Source organism: Clostridium ragsdalei P11 (genome assembly GCF_001675165.1).
Classification (GTDB): domain Bacteria; phylum Bacillota; class Clostridia; order Clostridiales; family Clostridiaceae; genus Clostridium_B; species Clostridium_B ragsdalei.
In genome coordinates this window covers 1-21065 of the sequence record NZ_LROS01000034.1, presented here as the reverse complement: position 1 = coordinate 21065, position 21065 = coordinate 1, and the positions used below count along the sequence as shown (strand labels likewise).

14 protein-coding genes are annotated in these 21065 nt (G+C 33.6%); all 14 read left to right on the top strand.

Features of this window, described 5'->3' with window-relative positions:
• Positions 1–1937, top strand: a 1937-nt coding sequence (gene fdhF / locus CLRAG_RS14515) for a formate dehydrogenase subunit alpha (RefSeq protein WP_083985735.1), incomplete at its 5' end; no start/stop codon positions are given.
• A gap of 328 nt (positions 1938–2265) precedes the next feature.
• Positions 2266–2847 carry a 4Fe-4S dicluster domain-containing protein gene (locus CLRAG_RS14510; RefSeq protein ID WP_065079082.1) on the top strand — a complete coding sequence of 194 codons (582 nt, stop codon included), beginning with the start codon at positions 2266–2268 and terminating at the stop codon, positions 2845–2847.
• Positions 2848–2882: 35 nt separating this feature from the next.
• The gene (locus CLRAG_RS14505; RefSeq protein WP_154104995.1) at positions 2883–4256 is read left to right on the top strand and encodes a [FeFe] hydrogenase, group A; all 1374 of its coding nucleotides are present in this window, start codon (positions 2883–2885) and stop codon (positions 4254–4256) included.
• A 5-nt stretch (positions 4257–4261) separates the two neighbouring features.
• The gene (locus CLRAG_RS14500) at positions 4262–4831 is read left to right on the top strand and encodes a 4Fe-4S dicluster domain-containing protein (RefSeq protein ID WP_065079080.1); all 570 of its coding nucleotides are present in this window, start codon (positions 4262–4264) and stop codon (positions 4829–4831) included.
• Positions 4832–5252: 421 nt separating this feature from the next.
• Positions 5253–5813 (top strand): hypothetical protein, encoded by a 561-nt coding sequence (locus CLRAG_RS14495; protein ID WP_065079079.1) that lies wholly within the window; start codon positions 5253–5255, stop codon positions 5811–5813.
• A 132-nt stretch (positions 5814–5945) separates the two neighbouring features.
• Entirely contained in the window at positions 5946–6407 is a 462-nt protein-coding gene (locus tag CLRAG_RS14490; RefSeq protein ID WP_063601346.1) for a DUF4342 domain-containing protein, read from the top strand.
• A 123-nt stretch (positions 6408–6530) separates the two neighbouring features.
• Positions 6531–7214 carry a response regulator transcription factor gene (locus CLRAG_RS14485; RefSeq protein ID WP_065079078.1) on the top strand — a complete coding sequence of 228 codons (684 nt, stop codon included), beginning with the start codon at positions 6531–6533 and terminating at the stop codon, positions 7212–7214.
• Positions 7207–8376, top strand: coding sequence for a sensor histidine kinase (locus CLRAG_RS14480; protein WP_065079077.1), 1170 nt, complete (start codon positions 7207–7209; stop codon positions 8374–8376). Before CLRAG_RS14485 ends, CLRAG_RS14480 begins: the two co-directional genes overlap by 8 nt.
• Before the next feature lie 91 nt (positions 8377–8467).
• Complete coding sequence (locus tag CLRAG_RS14475; protein WP_065079076.1) at positions 8468–10573, top strand: cell division protein FtsA; 2106 nt, start codon at positions 8468–8470, stop codon at positions 10571–10573.
• 29 nt (positions 10574–10602) lie between these two features.
• Positions 10603–11775, top strand: a complete 1173-nt coding sequence (locus tag CLRAG_RS14470; RefSeq protein ID WP_065079083.1) for a M20 metallopeptidase family protein — start codon at positions 10603–10605, stop codon at positions 11773–11775.
• A gap of 317 nt (positions 11776–12092) precedes the next feature.
• Positions 12093–13052: an RluA family pseudouridine synthase gene (locus CLRAG_RS14465; protein ID WP_065079075.1), complete on the top strand. Its 960-nt coding sequence runs from the start codon at positions 12093–12095 to the stop codon at positions 13050–13052.
• Between the two features lie 42 nt (positions 13053–13094).
• Positions 13095–14702: a putative polysaccharide biosynthesis protein gene (locus CLRAG_RS14460; RefSeq protein WP_065079074.1), complete on the top strand. Its 1608-nt coding sequence runs from the start codon at positions 13095–13097 to the stop codon at positions 14700–14702.
• Between the two features lie 233 nt (positions 14703–14935).
• Positions 14936–19474: a glutamate synthase large subunit gene (gene gltB, locus CLRAG_RS14455; RefSeq protein ID WP_065079073.1), complete on the top strand. Its 4539-nt coding sequence runs from the start codon at positions 14936–14938 to the stop codon at positions 19472–19474.
• Positions 19475–19485: 11 nt separating this feature from the next.
• On the top strand, positions 19486–20919 hold the full coding sequence (locus CLRAG_RS14450) for a glutamate synthase subunit beta (protein ID WP_065079072.1): 1434 nt from the start codon (positions 19486–19488) through the stop codon (positions 20917–20919).
• Positions 20920–21065 lie beyond the last annotated feature (146 nt).

Below are 21065 nucleotides of genomic sequence, written 5' to 3'. Positions count from 1 at the left end.
ATCGTCTAACTAATCCTTTGATTAGAAAAGAAGGAAAGCTGGTTGAGGTTACATGGGAGGAAGCAATTGGCTTTATTGTTTCTAAAATCAAAAAAACTGTAAAAGAATATGGTTCTGACAGTGTTGCGGCTTTTAGTTCAGCCCGATGTACTAATGAAGAAAATTATCTTATGCAAAAATTAATGCGTGCAGTGATTGGTACTAATAACATTGATCATTGTGCCCGTTTGTGACATGCTCCTACAGTGTCTGGTCTAGGCACAGCATTTGGCAGTGGAGCAATGACAAACTCAATACATGAACTTGATGAAATGGGACCTAAAGATGCTATTTTTGCAATTGGTACAAACACTACAGAATGTCATCCTATAATTGGTATTAAAATGCTAAAAGCTAAAGAGCGCGGTACTAAGCTAGTAGTGGCTGATCCCCGCAAAACCGATGTGGCATTACATGCTGATATTTGGCTGCGGCATAAACCAGGTACAGATGTAGCACTTCTAAATGGAATGTCATATGTCATATTGACAGAAGGACTAGCTGATGAAGCATTTATTGCTAAAAGAACTGAGAATTTTGAGGCTTTCAAAGAAGTTGTAATGAAATTCACGCCAAAGTATACATCAAGTATAACTAAGGTTCCAGCAGACAAGATAATAGAAGCGGCAAGAATTATTGCTAAGGCTGATGCTGCTGCTTTGTATTATACTATGGGTATTACACAGCATACTACCGGTGTTGATAATGTACTATCTACAGCAAATATCATGATGCTTACTGGTAATATTGGCAAGCCTAAAGGAGGAGTTAACCCTCTGCGTGGTCAGAATAACGTGCAAGGAGCATGTGATATGGGAGCTTTGCCTAATGTCTACACTGGTTACCAACCAGTAACTAATCCTGATGTGAAAGCTAAATTCGAAAAAGCATGGAATGCTCAGTTAAGTGATAAAGTTGGACTTAATATTCCGTCTATCTTGAATGCAATTGAAAAAGATGAGGTCAAAATGCTGTATGTATTTGGTGAAAATCCAATGCGCAGCGACCCTGATATAAATCATGTGGAACATTGTTTAAAGCATTTGGATTTTTTGGTTGTTCAAGATATTTTCTTAACTGAAACAGCTAAAGTTGCTGATGTTGTTCTTCCGGGCGTATCCTATGCTGAAAAAGATGGAACTTTTAGTAGTACTGATCGTACAGTGCAGCGTATTCGTAAGGCTGTAGAACCAATAGGTAATAGTCTTCCAGATTGGCAAATACTCCGGGACATTATGAATGCAATGGATTATCCAGCAGATTATAGTTCTCCTGAGGATATATTTGATGAAATGAGATCTTTAACACCAAGTTATGCTGGTATTAGTTATAAACGGTTGGAGGATGGGGGCATTCCATGGCCATGTCCAAATGAAAATCATCCTGGGACACCTATTTTGCATATTGGTAAGTTTTCCCGTGGTTTGGGTAAGTTTTCTCCAATTGAGTATAGGGAGCCTGCTGAACTTCCTGATAAAGAATATCCACTAATGCTGACTACTGGACGTATCGTTACTCAATATCATACAGGGACTATGACGAGACGTTGTTGGGGACTAAATGGTGCGGATCCAGAAGGATTTTTGGAAATTAACCCTGAAGATGCAAAAAGTCTTAATATTGAGGATGGCGATGAAATTAGTGTAACAACACGCCGTGGCTCATTAATTACAAAAGCACAAGTAACAACTAGGGTACCAGAGGGATTAACATTTATTACTTTTCATTTTACTGAGAGTCCAGCTAATATTTTGACTAATAGTGCACCTGATCCTGTTACTGGAACACCTGAGTTTAAGGTTTGTTCGGTAAAAGTAAAAAAATTAGATTTCTCAGATTTTGGATGCCAAAAGCGTAAGATTTTCCGTAAGAAGAGTAAGGCATTTGAAAGAAAATAACAAGTCAAAGATGCGACGAATATTTTTTATCAGACAAAGAGGCAGGTTCCGCAGATAGTGAATCCTATCTAAGGGTTCTACCGACGCAGTATGATAAAAAATAGGCTAGCATACTGGCTAGTTATTTCTTTGAAAATGCCTAAATACAAAGAAGCTTAAAAATCAAGAATTTTTTAATGTTGGTACATAGAGATTTTCTCATTTCCTATTTTTATTGATGTATACGAGGAAGTCCTATGATATAAATTTTAGTCCTTATGGGGCTAGAAAAATAAAAGCCTTAGAATTATCTTAAAGGCTAAAATAACTGATAAGGGGGTAATTGAATATGAAACTTAACTCTTTTGTAGTAGCTGATGCCCATAAATGTATTGGGTGTAAAGCTTGCGAACTTGCCTGTGCTGCTTCTCATTCTGACAATGATGGGAAGACAGTGGGAACAGTAGAGACTCCAATTATGCCGCGGCTTTTTCTTGTTAAAACGGCTGAAGTAACTGTGCCTATTCAATGTCGACAGTGTGAAGATGCTCCATGTGCCAATGTTTGTCCGGTAAGGGCTATTAGCCAGGTTGATAATAAGATTGTGGTTGATACCGAAGCTTGTGTAGGATGTAAAACTTGCATAATGGCTTGCCCATTTGGTGCAATGGACCTTGTACCTAAGTATAAAGATGGTCAACTAGTTACTCAGAATGTGCTTATGTCTGAAACGGATAATGGTTTAGTAAAAAAGGAAGTAGTTGTGGCACATAAATGTGATTTGTGTATTGATCAGCCTGATGGACCAGCTTGTGTTAGGGCATGTCCAGAGAAAGCATTGGAACTTATTGTACCAAAACAAGTAAAAAAGAAACGAAACATAGAGGCAGTTGATAATCTTTGGAATTTGGTGAAAGGTGTTTTTGACTAGAAGCTTAATTTGAAATAAGATAGGAGGCGATTGTTTTGACAGTTAAGACTGAAGGTATTGTCAAAATTGATAAAGAGTTGTGTACAGGATGTAGGCGATGTGCAGATGTTTGTCCTGTAGATGCTATAGAAGGTGAAAAAGGACAACCTCAAAAAATTAATACTGAACGTTGTGTTTTGTGTGGTCAGTGTGTACAAATTTGCAGTGCTTATGCATCTGCATTTGATGAAGATATTACTCCTCGTGAGCAAAAGATAAAAGAGCGTAATATGCTCCCCTCTGTTAAAGAGCCCTTATTTGCATCCTACTATACAGGCCATGCCATAGAAGTAAAAGAGGCCTTAGCAAATTCTAAACTTTTTACTATGGTTCAATGTGCACCAGCAGTACGTGTAGCTATTGCTGAAGAATTTGGTATGCCACTTGGAAGTTTAACACCAGGGAAAATGGCAGCTGCACTAAGAGAGCTAGGTTTTGATCGAATTTATGATACTAATTTTGCTGCTGATCTCACTATTATGGAGGAAGGTAATGAACTTATTAAAAGGGTTACTGAAGGTGGAGTGCTGCCCATGTTCACTTCATGTTGTCCTGCTTGGGTAAAATTTATTGAGCAGGATTATCCGGAGCTTATTCCTCATCTGTCTTCTTGTAAATCTCCACAACAAATGGAAGGTGCTCTGCTTAAAACATATGGTGCACAGGTTGATGGTGTAGATGCTGGCAAGATTTATAGTGTTTCAGTTATGCCTTGTATTTGCAAAAAATTTGAATGTGAACGTCCTGAAATGAAAGACAGTGGATATCAGGATGTAGATTCTGTAATTACCACACGGGAACTTGGACAATTAATCAAAGATGCTGGCATTGATTTTAATGCTTTACCTGAAAATGAATTTGACAAGCCACTTGGGACTTATTCTGGGGCAGGTACTATTTTTTGCGCTACTGGAGGTGTTATGGAAGCTGCCCTGCGTACGGCATATAAATTGATTACTAAAGAAGAGATTCCAGATGTCAATCTCAAATTTATAAGAGGCGGCGAAGGAGTAAGAAGTTCAGAAGTTAAAGTAGGAGATCTGACATTAAAAGTAGCAGTAGTTGCTGGTCTGAAAAATGTTGTACCAGTTTTGGAAGCAATTAAAGCTGGAAAAGCAGATTTCCATTTCATTGAAGTGATGACCTGTCCAGTTGGATGTGTTAGTGGAGGGGGACAACCTAAGATATTGATACCTGATGAAAAAACTGATGCTTATACTAATCGTACGTGCAGTACGTATGTACATGATGAAAATATGGAATATAGAAAATCACATGATAATCCTGAGATACAGAAAATTTATAAAGAATTCTTGGTAGAAGATAATATTCATCATTTGCTTCATACTACGTATACACCAAGGAGGTAAGTACATTGAATACCTTTGTCGTTGCAAATCCTAATAAATGCATTGGTTGTAAGTCTTGTGAAATTGCTTGTGCAGTTGCACATTTAGATATTAGTGTGCTTACTGCACAAGCAATAGATGCACCTTTTTCACCTCGCATTAATCTAGTACGGGCAGAAAGGGCTACTATGCCAGTGCAGTGTAGGCAATGTGATGATGCACCTTGTGCAAATGCATGTCCAGTAGGCGCAATTGTTCATAAGAAGAATAAAATTGTTGTAAAAACAGAATTGTGTATTGGATGTAAGGCATGCATGCTTGCTTGTCCATTTGGTGCTATGGATATGGTTCTAAAGTGTAAAAATGGCCGAAAGCAAAAACAGGGTTTAAGTGTGAGTACTAAAGAAGGAAAGCAAAATAAGGAGAATATGGCAGCACATAAATGTGATTTGTGTGCAGGTAGGCCTGGAGGCCCAGCTTGTGTAGAAGTTTGTCCAGTTGATGCTTTCACCATAGTTAAGCCCGAAGTTATAAATCATACTATTAAAAATAGGCGTCGATCCAGTGCTTTAAAAATTATGAAAAAACAAAAATAAGATCGTTTTTGGAGAAATGTACCTAGATTTGTGTAAATCAAATCTAGGTACGTTATTGTATGAGGAATATTTAAATTTGTTACAAATTATAATTAAGATTATACTATTAATAAGTAACTCAACTTTAGCAGTTTGAAAACTTTGTGGAGCAAAGCTTTGCAAGTTAAGAATTAATAATGAAGAATTAATAGTGAAGGATGATTTTTAGCTATCGCAAAAAATCTTTAAACTTATATTAACCAGCAATGTTTCGCTTTACCGAAACGAGTAGTGAAAAGCTTAATCAAAGATTTTTTGTAGTGTAACGGGAAAAAATCCACATTAACTATTAATTTCTAACTATTAACTAAAAAAGTTACATCGTAATTTTTTATATGTGTGAAAATTGAGTAAATAAGTACATGAGAAGAGGAGGAGTAAAATGGAAACTAAAAAATATAATGCCCCCAATATGATTTTAATTGGTTCAACTGCTAGAAACAGTGGAAAAACTACTCTTGCTGTTTCAATAATAAATAAATATAAATTAAGTAGACCAGTGGTAGCACTAAAAGTAACAACTATTCAGGAGAAAAATGGAAAATGCATACGTGGAGGAGAAGGTTGTGGGGTGTGTTCAAGCTTAAAAGGAAACTTTGAGATAACGGAAGAGTTAAATTCAGACAATAATAAGGATACATCTTTACTATTAGCTGCTGGAGCGGAGAATGTTTACTGGTTAAAAGCATTGAAGAATAACATATATGAAGGATTTCAGGCATTTAGTACTAAAATACCTGAAAATGCTCTTATAGTATGTGAATCGAATAGCTTACGAAAAGTTGTTAATCCAGGCGTCTTTATTATGATAAAAAATTCCAAAGATAGTCAAATGAAAAAGTCAGCAAGTGAAGTTATAGATCAAGCTGACATAACTATAGAAAATAGTTTTAATAATGATTTTGAAAAAGTAATAAAAGAAATAGAGAATATAATTAATTGATCAAATTTAATTACATAAACAGATTTTTAATCAAATTCTAATCTTTAACTAATTGTCTTCTAATTATTCCTCAGTAGTATATAGACATAGAGAAAATTCATTATTAAAAAATAGTTATAGGGAGGAATTAAGATGACAATTTCAATTGAACAAATTGATTCATTAAGAAAAAGAGCAAATGTAAGCTATAAGGAGGCCAAAGAGGCACTTGAAAAATGTAACGGTGATTTGGTAGAAGCACTTTTGTATTTAGAGGAACAGAATAAAATCAAGCCAGAGCATGAAAGCATAAAGGGCTCACCTTTTATTAAAAAAATTAAAAATATTATTTTAAAGGCTAATAAGATAAAATTTGTAATATCTAAAGATGATAAAACAATTTTAAATTTGCCTTCTACTCTAGCAGTTTTACTTTGTATATTTGCATTTCCTGTTGCAATAGCTGTTGTAGTCATTGCTTTAATTACAAGTTGTAAGATAAGATTTCATAAAGAAAGTGGAGAAGAATGCAGTATTAATAGTAAAATAGATAAGGTTACTGAAGCTATGAACAATGCCAAAGATAAAATAACAGAAGAGATTAAGAATGCATAAAATAAAACCTGCTTATGATTTTTCATAAAGCAGGTTTTATTTTTGTCTAGAATTTAGCTTATTATAAGGATTGTGAGTAATAAAAAAGGTATAATAAAATTAAAAAAAGTACAGGAGGATAATATGGCCGGTGAAAAAATTCTTATTGTAGAAGATGAAGTGAAAATTGCAAGGTTTGTTGAGCTGGAACTTCAACATGAAGGATATATTGTAGATAAAGCTGTAGATGGAAGAGACGGACTAGAAAGAGCTTTAAATGAACATTTTGATCTTATAATACTTGATGTAATGCTTCCTTCCCTAAATGGAATGGAAGTACTAAGGAGGTTAAGGCAGAACTCTGAGGTTCCTGTCATCATGCTTACTGCAAAAGATGAGATAATGGACAAAGTAATGGGACTTGATATTGGTGCAGATGATTACATTACAAAACCCTTTGCCATAGAAGAACTTCTTGCACGTATTCGTGTTACATTTAAGCATAAAAGGGTTACACTAGATAAATCTGGTATTATAGAAATAGGTAAATTGAAACTTAATATGAGTAAATATCTTACTACATATAATAATGAAGTAGTAGAACTGACAAAAACAGAATTTGATCTATTAAAATATTTAATGGCAAACAAAAATATAGTACTTTCAAGGGAAAATATTCTTGAAAAAGTATGGGGATATGATTATACAGGGGATACTAATGTAGTAGACGTCTATATTCGTTATTTGAGAAGTAAGATAGATGATAAATTTAATCACAAATTTATTTATACCGTTCGAGGAGTGGGGTATCAATTAAAGGATGAATAAGATTAAACTTATATTTAGAATAATAGTTAAAATCATAAAGATTTTGTTCTTACTATTAGAGCGTGCTTTGAATATTTTACCTAAATATTTAAGCAGGGCAGTTGAAAGTATAGAAAACAAACTTAGATTTTCCATTAGCTTTAAAATAACAGTAACCTATGTATTCACCTTTGTGATAATTTTTTCCTTCATTACTTTAGGCATAATTGGAAGCTTTAATTACTATATGCAAAATGGTAGAAAGGATAATTATATAGTAGTTCTTTTAGGAATTTTAGCAGTATGGAACATTATAGGATTAATTATAATTATAATAATTGGTTCAAAGGCCAGTAAAAAGTTTTTATCTCCCGTGTATACTATGGCAGATACAGTGAAAAAGATATCCATCAATGCCCTGGATAAAAGACTTGATATTAAGGGATCAAAAAATGAACTTAAGGACTTAGCAAAAACTTTTAATGATATGATGGACAGAATTCAAAGTTCTATAGAGAAACAGAATCAATTTGTTTCTGATGCATCACATGAACTGAGAACACCTATTTCTGTAATTCAAGGATATGCTAATATGTTAGACCGCTGGGGAAAAGATGATAAAGATGTACTTGAAGAATCTATTGATGCTATAAAAAGTGAATCTAAAAGCATGAAGGACTTGATTGAAAAACTTTTATTTCTTGCAAGAGGAGATAAAAATACTCAAAAAGTTGAGGAAGAAAATTTCATGATGAATGAGCTGATAGATGAAATAGTGAAGGAGACAAAATTAATTGATGATGTCCATAAAATAGAAAATGAACATAATGATGAATTTAGCATCAATGCTGACAAAAAACTCATAAAGGAAGCTATAAGAATTTTCATAGACAACAGTATCAAATATACCGAGGAAGGTGAAAGCATAAAAATTGATTCCTATAAAAGAGAAAATGAAGCTATAATAACTATTGCAGATAATGGTACAGGAATTTCAAAGGAAGATTTGCCTCATATATTTGATAGATTTTATAGAGCTGATAAATCCAGAACTAAAAGTAGTGGAGGTACAGGGCTAGGCCTTTCAATTTCAAAGTGGATAATAGATAAGCATAATGGCAAGATTCATGTTTGGAGTGAAATAAACATAGGTACTGTAGTAAAAATCACTTTGCCAATATAAATTGAATGTTTTGTCGTATTGTTATATAATTTTATTAGGCTCATATTTTGGGAATATGGGCCTTTAGATTACAGAAAAAGAGGTAAATATTATGGAGATTACTAACTTTAATCCGCAGGATGTAATATTTGCATTAGATATAGGTACAAGAACCGTAATAGGTACTGCTGGAATAGTAAAGGATAAAAAATTTAATATAGTATCAGAACATTGCGTGGAACATGAAGAGAGAGCAATGATTGATGGGCAGATACATGATGTAGGTCTTGTGGCAAATGCAGTAAATGCTATAAAGAAAAAAATAGAAGAAGACTTAAACATGAAATTGGAAAATACAGCAATAGCAGCAGCAGGAAGATTTTTAAGAACTGTATCTGTAAAAGAGCATATGAACATTGATTATGATAAGGAAATAGATAGGGATACCATAAGGAGTCTTGAGTTAACTGCGGTGAAGTCGGCTGAAAAGCAGGTAACTAAAAATACAAAGGGAAGATTGTATTGTGTAGGGTATAGTGTGAAAAGCTATTATCTAAATGGTTATCTTATAAGTAATCTATTGGCACATAAAGGAGAAAATATATCGGTAGAAGCTATAGCAACCTTTCTTCCAAGGTCTGTAGTGGACAGTCTGTATTCTGTTATGGAAAAAGTAGGCCTTCAAGTAGTAAGCTTAACTTTAGAGCCTATTGCAGCTATGGAAGCTGCAGTCCCACAAAATCTAAGGCTTTTAAATTTAGCGCTAGTAGATGTAGGAGCAGGAACTTCGGATATAGCAATAAGCAGTAAGGATACTATAAGTGCTTATGGCATGGTATCTCAGGCAGGGGATGAAGTTACCGAAGTTATAGCACAAAATTATTTAGTCGATTTTAACACTGCGGAAAAGATAAAAAAACAGTGTAATGAAAATGAAACTATAAAGTATACAGATGTTTTAGGCATAGAAAATAAAATATCTTCTGAGGAAGTTATAAAGCTCATAAATCCTGTTGTTAATAAGATAGCAGATGAAATTGGAAATAAAATAGTTGAGTTAAATGGAGATAAACCGCCTAATGCAATTTTTCTTGTGGGTGGAGGAGCTCATACTCCGGAACTCAAGGAATTTTTAGCTAAAAAGTTGAACATGCCTCTCCAAAGAATTGCTATAAAGGGAAGAGAAGCGGTTACGGATTGTGTATGTCTTGACAATTCTCTTGGAAGTACAGGGGTTACTGTTTTAGGTATTGCACTTATTTCAATAAGAAGACTAGGACATGGATTTATTGATGTAATATTAAATGGAAATGTAATAAGTCTTTTTAATTCTCATGGACATACGGTAATGGATGTAATGCTGCAAGCAGGAATAAATCCTAAGTCATTAATAGGGAAAAACGGTAAAAATATAAGGTTTACAGTAAATGGTATAAAAAGAGTAGCTTTTGGTACTTTAGCTTCTAGTACCAAAATAACTGTGAATGGAATTGAAAAAAGCATGGATGAGGAAATTAAAGAAGGAGACGACATAGAAATAAAGTATGCAATTAATGGGAAAAATGCTGTGCCTAAAGTGATAGACTACATACAAAAGTCCTATTCTGTGAGCTTTTTTATAAATGATTTAATAGAAAATTTAGAACCTGCAGCATATATAAATGAAAATAGAGTAAAATTGGATAGTACCATAAATGAAGGGGATAATGTAAATATAATCTTACCGGAAACCATTTCTGACTATGAAAAATATTTTTCAACTGACAGTGGAGAAGAATTTGCATATTATTTAGATGGAAACAAATTAGATAAAAAATATATTATAAATGAAGGGGACAGAATTTATAGAATAACTAAAGTAGAAGATGGAAAAGAAAAGAGTTCTAAGGAAGAAAGACAGGAAAATTTAAGTACAGAAGAAGTGGCTTTGGAAGCGGCTCCAAAGGAAGAAAATATAAGCAAGGATAAAGAGGATGAATTACGCAAATCTACTTTGGATGAAAAAGGTAAGGATACAAATGAAATAACTGTAGTTGCAAATGGAAAAACTGTAGTACTTACGGGGAAAAAGGATTATATATTTGTGGACATATTTAATCATATAGAATTTGATCTAACAAAAATTAAGGGAAAGCTGTATTTGCATTTAAATGGAAATAATGCAGGTTATTATGATAAGTTATCTGAAGGAGACATAATAGAATTAGGTTGGGAATAAGTATGGATACTAATATTGGAGGAACAAATATGCAGAGAAACTTTTTGAAAATGGCAGAATCTATAAAACAAGAATTGATTGAAACAAGAAGGGATTTTCATAGGCATCCAGAACTTGGATATGATTTAGAAAGAACTTCTGGCAAAGTAAAACAATTTTTAGACAAATGGGGTATAGAATATAAGGACACGGCTCGCACAGGAATATGTGCAATAATAAGAGGAAAAGGTACTAAAACTATAGGAATAAGAGCTGATATGGATGCACTTCCTTTAGAAGATAAAAAAGTTTGTGACTATTCTTCAGAGGTTAAGGGAAAAATGCATGCCTGCGGCCATGACGCGCACACAACTATACTTCTTGGAGCTGCTAAAATCCTAAACTCTATAAAAGATGAATTAAGGGGAAATGTAAAATTATTTTTTGAACCTGCAGAAGAAACCACAGGTGGAGCTAAGTTAATGATAGAAGATGGAGTACTTGAAGAGCCAAAGGTTGATAGAGTAATAGGACTTCATGTAGAGGAAAATATAGAAGTTGGGAATATAGGACTTAAACTTGGAGTAGTGAATGCAGCTTCTAATCCTTTTGACATAAAAATTAAAGGAGTTGGATCTCATGGTGCAAGACCTCATATGGGAATTGACCCTGTAGTAATAGCAAGCCATGTAGTAATAGCACTTCAGGAAATTGTAAGTAGGGAACTTCCTCCTACAGATGCAGGAGTAATAACTATAGGATCAATTCATGGAGGTACAGCCCAAAATATAATACCAGATGAAGTCACAATATCAGGTATCATAAGAACTATGAAGACAGAGCATAGGGAATATGTAAAGAAAAGGCTTTGTGAAATAACAAATGGAGTAGTTAATTCTTTTAGGGGAAAATGTGAAATAGACATACAGGAGAGTTATCCTTGTCTTTATAATGACGATAGTGCAGCACAGGATATTTTAAATGCAGCATATGATGTTATAGGTAAAGATAAAGTAAAGATACTTGAGAAGCCAAGCATGGGCGTAGAAAGTTTTGCTTATTTTTCTATGGAAAGACCTTCTGCCTTTTATTATTTAGGATGTAGAAATGAAAAAAAACAAATAATACATCCTGCCCATGGAAATTTATTTGATATAGATGAAGATTGTCTTCCTATCGGAGTTGCCATACAGTGCAAGGCAGCTTATGATTTTTTAAGATAGTACAGTATTTAAATGTACTTAGAGTTTTTATTGTAATGGGTATGAACTTTAAGTATATTTTTTATGTAGAAAAACAAGTATAAGGATGTAAGGTATTTTCCTTCAAATGCCTAAGCTAAAAAATATTTTTATTTATTGATTTAGTTAATAATAGTAGTATATAATTAGGTGTTGTCCATATAAGATAGTAAATAATACAATTTGCTAAATAGTAAAGAACTTTAAACTTTTTAAAAACTTTGCAATATAGAATTCTTAAATTACTAATTGCAGATATATAAGAGAGTTGTTAATTTTAAGACTTAGGAGAGATTGATATGAAATTGGAGATAGGAAAGAACGAAGCTGGTCAAAGATTAGATAAATTTTCAAGAAAATGGCTTCAGGATGTGCCACTTAGTGGTATATACAGAGCTATAAGAAAAGGTGATATTAAAGTAAATGGAAAAAAAGCTAAAGAAAAATATTTCCTTTTGGAAGGAGATATAGTAAATGCAGAATACATAACTTCTAAGGAAACAAAATCTAAATTTGAAAGAATAGACAATGCTTTCTTAAAGATAATTTATGAAGACAAAAATATACTTTTGGTAGAAAAATGGCCTGGAGTTTTGGTGCATTCAGATAAAAATTCCAAGGATGCTACTTTAACTGATTACGTACTTTCACATTTGTATGATAGGGGAGAATTTAACCCAGAAGAAGAGGTTACTTTTACTCCATCACCTTGTAATAGATTAGACAGGAATACTTCTGGTATAGTTATTTATGGAAAAAATTATGAAGCATTGAAGTTATTGAATGAGATGATAAGGGAAAGAAGTATAAAGAAGTATTATATAGCTCTTGTAATTGGAAAAATAAAAGATGGAGTTTATGAAGGTTACATAAAAAAAGATAGAACAAATAACAAATCCAGTGTAAGCAATACACCGGAAAAAGATTCAAAAAAGATATCTATGAGAGTAAAAAATGTTAACACCTGCGGCATATATTCACTGATACAACTTGAGCTAATTACGGGTAGAAGTCATCAGTTGAGGGCTCACCTAGCATATTTAGGAAATGCAATAGTAGGAGATAGTAAATATGGTGTTTCAAATATAAATAGTTTTTTCTACAATAAATATGGTTTGGATTATCAATACTTATATGCATATAAGTTAAACTTTAGGAGCTGTCCTGAAGAACTTAATTATATGGAAAACAAGACCATAACAGAGGGACTTCCACCTATATTAAAGAAGATAAAAAAGGATATATTTAATAAATTCTAATATTTTAGGATATTAATAGTTTTTGATAGGGAGTTTTAAATTATGAAAGAACAGTCAACAACTAAAGGTTTTGCCATACTTTCTATGGCAGGGATGGCCGTAAAAATATTATCTGTTATATATATACCACTTATGATGAAAATAATAGGTGAAGAGGGTTATGGATTGTATGGCGCATCTTATCAGGTATATGCCTTTGTTTTCGTACTTACGAACGCAGGTATACCTGTAGCTATATCAAAGCTTATATCTGAATTGAATGCGGTAGGCAATTATAGAGATGCAGTAAGGGGATTTAAAATAGCTAGATTTATTCTGGTGATTTTGGGAATAGTAATGGCATCTTTTCTAATTATATTTTCAGGACCTTTAGCTAGTATAACAAAATATAACAAGGCTTATTTATCGCTTCTAACTCTGGCACCAGCTATATTTTTCACTTCAATTGCTTCTGCCTATAGGGGATATTTTCAAGGAAGGGCAAACATGACACCTACAGCAGTGTCACAGGTCATAGAACAAATAGTAAATACCATATTCGCACTTGCCTTTGCAGCGTATTTAATGAGATATGGAGTGGAAGTAGGTTGTACTGGAGGACCTATTGGAACTTCTTTTGGAGCCCTCGCTTCTGCTACATTTTTGATATACTGTTATGAAAAAAATAAAAAAATAAGGCTTCCTCAAAATTATGTGGAAGTAAGTAGGACAAGACTCACCACATCACAGCTTGTGAAAAAAATTATAAAATATGGAGTACCTATAACTTTATGTGTTGGAATGACCTATGCTGGGAGTATAGTAGATTTAGCCAATACTAAAGCAAGGCTTATAGTTGGAGGAATAAGTGATACCAATGCTACTATACTTTATGGATATTTAAACAAATATCAGCAGCTTTTGAATGTTCCTATTGCTATAATATCTTCGCTTTCTGCAGCAATACTTCCAGCAATATCAGCAGCTTTTGCAGTTAAGGATAGAAAAAGGGTAAAAGATAAGATAAACTACTCCTTCAGACTTTGTTTCTTAATTGCAATACCTTGTGCAGTTGGATTTTCTGTTTTAAGTGGCCATATATACGAGCTTCTAAAGTTTGGAAAAGCATATTATATTATGGAATGTGGTTCTATAGTGCTTGTACTTATGTCAATAATGCAAATACAGACTACCATTTTGCAAAGTGTTGGAAAGCTGTTTACTGCTACCTTTTATTCTGTAATAGGTATAGTAGTAAAAATATGTATAAATTATGTTCTTATTGCAATACCTAATATAAATATATTAGGGGCAATAGTAGGAAGTATAGTGGGATTTGTTATACCTATAATATTAAATCATATAATTATTAGAAAATCTTTAAATGCAAAAGTTAGTCTTATAAGACATGCTGTTAAACCAGCAATTGCTTCTGTAATGATGGGAATAGTTGTATTTGCTTCTTCGTTTGTCATGGATTTTATATTTGGATTTATAAAGATTGCGTATATTCCAAATGCTATTTCTACAATAGTATCTGTTTTAGTAGGAATAATTACATATGTCTTTACTATGGCACTAATTGGTGGCATAAGGAAAAGGGATATGGAATTGCTGCCTAGTGTAGCACGAAAATTAATACCAGGCTTTATATTGAGAAAAGTAAAATAAAATAGTATAAATAGAAAATTGAAATATTTTTTTAAAAAACTTGCATCATGAAATAAAATATGATAAAATTAGTCTTATTAAAATACCAGTGACCTATAACATAATTGGTATTTTACAGCAATATATCAAGTTTGATAATTAAATAACTAATAATTAAGAAAATTTCAAAATGCATTTCTAGGGGTTAGAGAAATGCATTTTTGTTCAAAAAAATTTAGACGGGGGCTGAAAACATGAAATATAATCTAGGATTCCCTTCAAAACAAGGATTATATGATCCTGCTTATGAAAAGGATTCTTGTGGGGTAGGATTTATAGCCAGTATAAAAGGTGAAAAAACCCATGATATTGTAAAAAAAGGTGTTAAAATTTTAGTTAACTTAACTCACAGAGGAGCAGTGGGAGCTGATACTAAAACAGGAGATGGTGCAGGTATACTTGTCCAAATTCCAGATGAATTTTTTAGAATAAATTGTGACAATTTAGGAATAGAATTACCTGAACCGGGTGAATATGCTGTAGGTATGGTATTTTTTCCAAAAGAAACTGCAATAAGGTTGCAGTGTGAGGGAATACTTGAAAGGGCAGCAGAAGAAGAAGGACAGAAAATTTTAGGCTGGAGAGATGTACCTACAGACAATAGAAGTATTGGTGAAACAGCTAAGGGTACTGAACCTATTATAAGACAGATATTTATAGGCAAAAATGCACAAAATCAAACTGATTTTGAAAGAAAACTTTATATAATCAGAAAAAAAGTTGAAAATGAAGTTAAAAAAACTCTTGAAAGTGCATCAAAATCTTTTTATGTATGTAGTCTTTCAAGTAAAACTATAGTTTATAAAGGATTATTACTGGCAGATCAAATAAAGAAATTTTATATTGATTTAAATGATATAAACTTTAAAAGTGCCATTGCACTAGTACATCAAAGGTACAGCACAAATACTTTCCCAACTTGGGATTTGGCACAACCTTTTAGGTTTCTTGGACATAATGGTGAGATAAATACCATAAGAGGAAATCGAAACTGGATGAGATCACGTGAAGGTGTACTGAAATCTGAAGCTTTCGGAAAGGACATTAAGAAACTTTTCCCTATAATAAGTGAAGGGGGAAGTGATTCTGCATCTCTTGATAATGTATTGGAATTATTATATGAAGATGGAAAATCCTTACCACATGCACTTATGCTTCTTATACCAGAAGCGTGGGAAGGAAACAAATATATGGAAGAATATAAAAGGGCTTTTTATGAGTATCACGGTTCTCTTGTAGAACCTTGGGATGGACCTGCTGCGGTTGCATTTTCTGATGGTGTACAAGTTGGTGCTACTCTTGACAGGAATGGATTAAGGCCTTTGAGATATATGATAACAAAAAATGGTCTTGTAGTACTTGCATCAGAGACAGGAGTGCTAGAATTTAATGATGAGGATATAGAGGAAAAGGGAAAACTAAAACCTGGCAAAATGTTCTTGGTTGATACTGCTCAGGGAAGAATAATAGATGATGAAGAATTAAAAAGAGATATATGCAAGAGTAAGCCTTATGAAGAAATGCTTCCTAAATTAAAATTTACTCTTGATATGTTTAAGGCAGTTAGGACAAGAGAAGAAATACCACCTGTAGTATTAAAGGAAAAACAACAGGCGTTTGGCTACTCTCTTGAAGATTTGAGCAAGATAATAGGACCTATGGCAAAGGATGGTAAAGAGCCTGTGGGGTCTATGGGAAATGATACTCCTCTTGCAGTGCTTTCAAATAAAAATCAATTGCTTTTTGCGTATTTCAAACAACTTTTTGCCCAGGTAACCAATCCACCTATAGATTCTATAAGAGAAAGATTAGTAATGTCTCTTGCAAATTATATAGGTTCTACCCAGGCTAATATATTAAATGGTAAAGATGGAGAAATCTCAAACGATCCTTTTATAGAGATAAAAAGTCCTACACTAACTAATGAGGAAATATCAAAAATAAAGAGCTTGAGAGATAAAAACTTTAAAACTACTACTATTCCTATTACATTTAAATGTGATACGGGAGTAGAAGGTTTTAAGGAAGCTCTTGAAAAAATTTGTGAGAGAGCTTCAAAGAGAATAAAAGAAGGATACAATATACTAGTTTTAAGTGATAAAAATGTGGATTCTTACGAGGCTGCTATACCAAGTTTACTTGCTGTTTCAGCGGTGCAGCACCATCTAATTAGAGAAAAAACACGTACAAAAGTTTCAATTATCGTAGAAACTGGAGAAGCAAGAGAAACTACGCATTTTGCACTTTTAATAAGTTATGGTGCTTCTGCAGTTAATCCTTATCTTGTTTATCAAACTATAGATGAAATGATAAAGGAAAATGATATAGTTGGAGTTACACCAGAAGAAGCAAAGAAAAATTATATTAAGGCTATAAATCAAGGAATACTTAAAATACTTTCAAAAATGGGTATATCCACGCTGCAAAGTTATCACGGTGCACAAATATTTGAAGCAATAGGTCTTGATTCAGAATTTGTAAATAAGTATTTTGAGGGTACATCATCTAGAATAGGTGGTATAGGTATTGATGTAGTTGCAAAGGAAGTACTTGCAAGACATAAAAATGCCTTTAATAAAATAAGAAAACCTATTTCTGAGCTCAATGTAGGTGGTAACTATTCTTGGAGAAAAGGAGGAGAGTTTCATCTCTTTAATCCTGAAACTATATACAAACTCCAGGTTGCAGCAAGAACTAATGACTATGGTATGTATAAGCAGTATGCTAAAGTAATAAATGAACAAGATAAAAATTTATGTACAATAAGAGGCTTGTTTCAATTTAAAAAGGGAAATGAGATACCTATAGAAGAAGTTGAACCAGTAAGTGAAATTCTTAAAAGATTCTGTACAGGAGCTATGTCCTTTGGTTCTATAAGCAAAGAAGCTCATGAAACTATAGCTATAGCTATGAATAGAATAGGTGGAAGGAGCAATACTGGAGAAGGTGGAGAGGATCCTGATAGATATGTACTAGATCCAAATGGTGATTCCAGAAGAAGTGCTATAAAACAGGTGGCATCAGCACGTTTTGGTGTAACTACAGAATATTTGGCAAATGCAGATGAAATCCAGATAAAGATAGCACAAGGTGCAAAACCAGGAGAAGGTGGACAACTTCCAGGTAGGAAGGTTAATAAGTATATCGCCAAAATAAGGTATTCAACTCCAGGCATAGACCTTATTTCACCACCACCTCACCATGATATATATTCAATAGAAGATTTAGCTCAATTAATATATGATTTAAAAAATGTAAATCCTAGTGCAGCTATAAGTGTAAAACTTGTGTCTGAAGTAGGAGTAGGAACAATTGCTGCTGGAGTTGCAAAGGCTCATGCAGATTTAATACTTATAAGTGGTCATGATGGAGGCACAGGGGCATCACCTATGTCATCTGTAAAAAATGCAGGAATACCTTGGGAACTTGGATTATCTGAGACACAACAAGTACTACTGTTAAATGATCTGCGAAGCAGAGTTAGAATTCAAACAGATGGACAGTTAAAGACAGGTAGAGATGTTGCAATTGCAGCACTTCTTGGAGCTGAAGAATTTGGTTTTGCAACTACTGCCCTTGTAGTAATGGGATGTACTATGCTTAGAAAATGCCATTTAAATACTTGTGATATGGGAATAGCTACCCAAGATCCTGAATTAAGAAAGAATTTTAAAGGAAAACCAGAGCATATAATAAATTTCCTTACTTTTATTGCACAGGAAGTTAGAGAGTATATGGCAAAACTTGGCTTTAGAACAATGAATGAAATGGTTGGAAGAGTAGATATGCTGGAGACAAAAAAGGCTATTACTCATTGGAAAGCTAAAGGTTTAGATTTGTCTGCTGTACTTTATAAACCATATATGCCAAAGAGAATTAAATCCTACTGTGTAATACCACAGAATCATGGACTTGATAAGGCAATAGATTATAAACTCATTCAAATGACACAAAAGGCAGTACAGGATAAGATAAAAGTTACTGCAAATTTGGAGATAAAAAATGTAAATCGTTCTGTTGGAACAATGCTAAGCGGAACGATTGCAAAGAAATATGGTGCCAAGGGACTTCCAGAAGATACTATAGTGTTAAATTTTAAGGGGTCAGCAGGACAGAGTTTTGGAGCCTTTGGAATAAATGGACTTACTCTAGTGCTTGAAGGAGACGCCAATGATTATGTTGGAAAAGGTCTTTCTGGTGCTAAAATAGTTATTAAAACTCCTGAGAAGGCAACTTTTGTTGCAGAAAAGAATATCATAGCAGGTAATACCATTTTATATGGAGCTACATCAGGAAAGGTATTTGTAAATGGTACTGTAGGAGAAAGATTTGCAGTAAGAAACAGTGGAGCTACAGCTGTAGTTGAAGGTGTAGGAGACCACTGCTGTGAATATATGACTGGTGGAAGAGTAGTTATCATGGGTCAAACGGGAAGAAATTTTGCAGCTGGTATGAGCGGCGGTATAGCTTATGTACTTGATGAAGATGATTCTTTTGATAGAAAATGCAACATGGAAATGGTTGAAATTGCGCAAATGGCAGATGAGGATGATGTAAATACAGTATATAGTTTAATACAGGAACACTATAAATATACAGATAGTGTAAAAGCTAAAAAAATTCTTGAAAAATGGGATATATATAAGACCAAGTTTAAGAGGGTAATACCTACTGCGTATAAACTTATACTGGAACAAACCAAATTAGAAGCAGCTGCTGCTTCTAATATGTAGGAGGTATCACTATGGGAAAAATAACTGGTTTTAAAGAATATCAAAGAGAAAATCCAAAAGAACGTCCGGTAAAGGAAAGAATCAAAGATTATAAGGAAGTATACTATAAACTTCCTAAGGATAAATTGAATGTACAGGCAGCAAGATGCATGAATTGTGGAACTCCTTTTTGTAATTGGGGATGTCCTCTTGAAAATCTAATTCCCGATTGGAATGATTTTGTATATAAGAATGAATGGCACAAGGCGTTTGAAAGACTTTCATTAACTAACACTTTCCCTGAATTTACAGGAAGAATATGTCCTGCTCTCTGTGAAGGTTCTTGTACACTTGGAGTAAATAGAGAACCTGTTTCTGTAAGGCAGCTAGAACTTAATATAATCGAAAAGGCTTTTGAAGAAGGATGGATAAAACCTAATCCACCAAAAGTTAGAACTGGAAAAAGGGTAGCTATAGTAGGTTCAGGACCATCTGGACTTTCAACTGCTGCAGAGCTCAATTCCGTAGGTCATACTGTTACTGTTTTTGAAAGAGCAGATGAAGTTGGTGGACTTTTAAGATATGGTATTCCTGATTTTAAACTTGAAAAACATGTAGTGGACAGAAGAGTAAATATTATGAAAGAAGAAGGAATAGTATTTAAAACAAACACTAATGTAGGAGTAAATTACGATGTAAATGAGCTTTTAGATAATTTTGATGCTGTTGTTTTAACAGGAGGTTCTACTATTCCAAGGGACCTTAAGGTGGAAGGAAGAGAACTTAAAGGCACTTATTTTGCAGTAGACTTCTTAAGGCAGCAAAATAAAAGAGTTTCTGGTAAGAAAATTAGGGAAGAAGAGATAAATGCCAAAGGAAAGGTAGTCGTTGTTATCGGTGGAGGAGATACAGGTTCCGATTGTATTGGTACTTCTATAAGGCAGGGAGCTAAAAAGGTTTATCAATATGAGGTTATGCCAAAGCCACCTGAAAATCGTGATAAAACAATGCCGTGGCCTGTTTTCCCAAAAACTTTGAAAACTACTACTTCCCATGAAGAGGGATGTATACGTGAATGGTGTATAAATACCAAAAAGCTTGTAGGAGAAAAAGGCGTATTGAAATCACTTAAAGGTGTAAAGGTTAAGTGGGAAGATAATAATGGTAAAAGGCAAATGGTAGAAGTACCAGGTACAGAATTTGAACAACCAGTTGATTTGATACTTTTAGCTATGGGATTTTTGCATCCTCAGCATGAAGGACTGCTTGACAGCCTTGGAGTAGAATATGATGCTAGAGGTAATGTGGTAACGGATGTGAATTATATGACTGCAAAAGAAGGGGTATTTGCAGCAGGAGATATGAGACGTGGGCAATCTCTTGTAGTTTGGTCACTAAATGATGGTAGAAGAGTGGCAAAGAATGTTGATAAATATTTAATGGGAGAAACATCTCTCAGAGGATAATTTTAAAGTTCACTATCTATATAGGGTTTCTAAGTGATAATTTAACTTATACTAGGAAACTTCTAGCATAAGCTAATGAATGAATCTTAGCAAAATTAGAATTAAGTTCGTCAAAAAGAATTTTAATATCTGATACTAATTCCCAT

Bases quoted from the DNA above. Each gene is read 5' to 3' on its own strand.
- CLRAG_RS14450 (WP_065079072.1), top strand. From the start codon at position 19,486: ATGGGAAAAATAACTGGTTTTAAAGAATATCAAAGAGAAAATCCAAAA.
- CLRAG_RS14510 (WP_065079082.1), top strand. From the start codon at position 2,266: ATGAAACTTAACTCTTTTGTAGTAGCTGATGCCCATAAATGTATTGGG.
- CLRAG_RS14485 (WP_065079078.1), top strand. From the start codon at position 6,531: ATGGCCGGTGAAAAAATTCTTATTGTAGAAGATGAAGTGAAAATTGCA.
- CLRAG_RS14480 (WP_065079077.1), top strand. From the start codon at position 7,207: ATGAATAAGATTAAACTTATATTTAGAATAATAGTTAAAATCATAAAG.
- CLRAG_RS14495 (WP_065079079.1), top strand. From the start codon at position 5,253: ATGGAAACTAAAAAATATAATGCCCCCAATATGATTTTAATTGGTTCA.
- CLRAG_RS14470 (WP_065079083.1), top strand. From the start codon at position 10,603: ATGCAGAGAAACTTTTTGAAAATGGCAGAATCTATAAAACAAGAATTG.
- CLRAG_RS14490 (WP_063601346.1), top strand. From the start codon at position 5,946: ATGACAATTTCAATTGAACAAATTGATTCATTAAGAAAAAGAGCAAAT.
- CLRAG_RS14475 (WP_065079076.1), top strand. From the start codon at position 8,468: ATGGAGATTACTAACTTTAATCCGCAGGATGTAATATTTGCATTAGAT.
- gltB (WP_065079073.1), top strand. From the start codon at position 14,936: ATGAAATATAATCTAGGATTCCCTTCAAAACAAGGATTATATGATCCT.
- CLRAG_RS14465 (WP_065079075.1), top strand. From the start codon at position 12,093: ATGAAATTGGAGATAGGAAAGAACGAAGCTGGTCAAAGATTAGATAAA.
- CLRAG_RS14460 (WP_065079074.1), top strand. From the start codon at position 13,095: ATGAAAGAACAGTCAACAACTAAAGGTTTTGCCATACTTTCTATGGCA.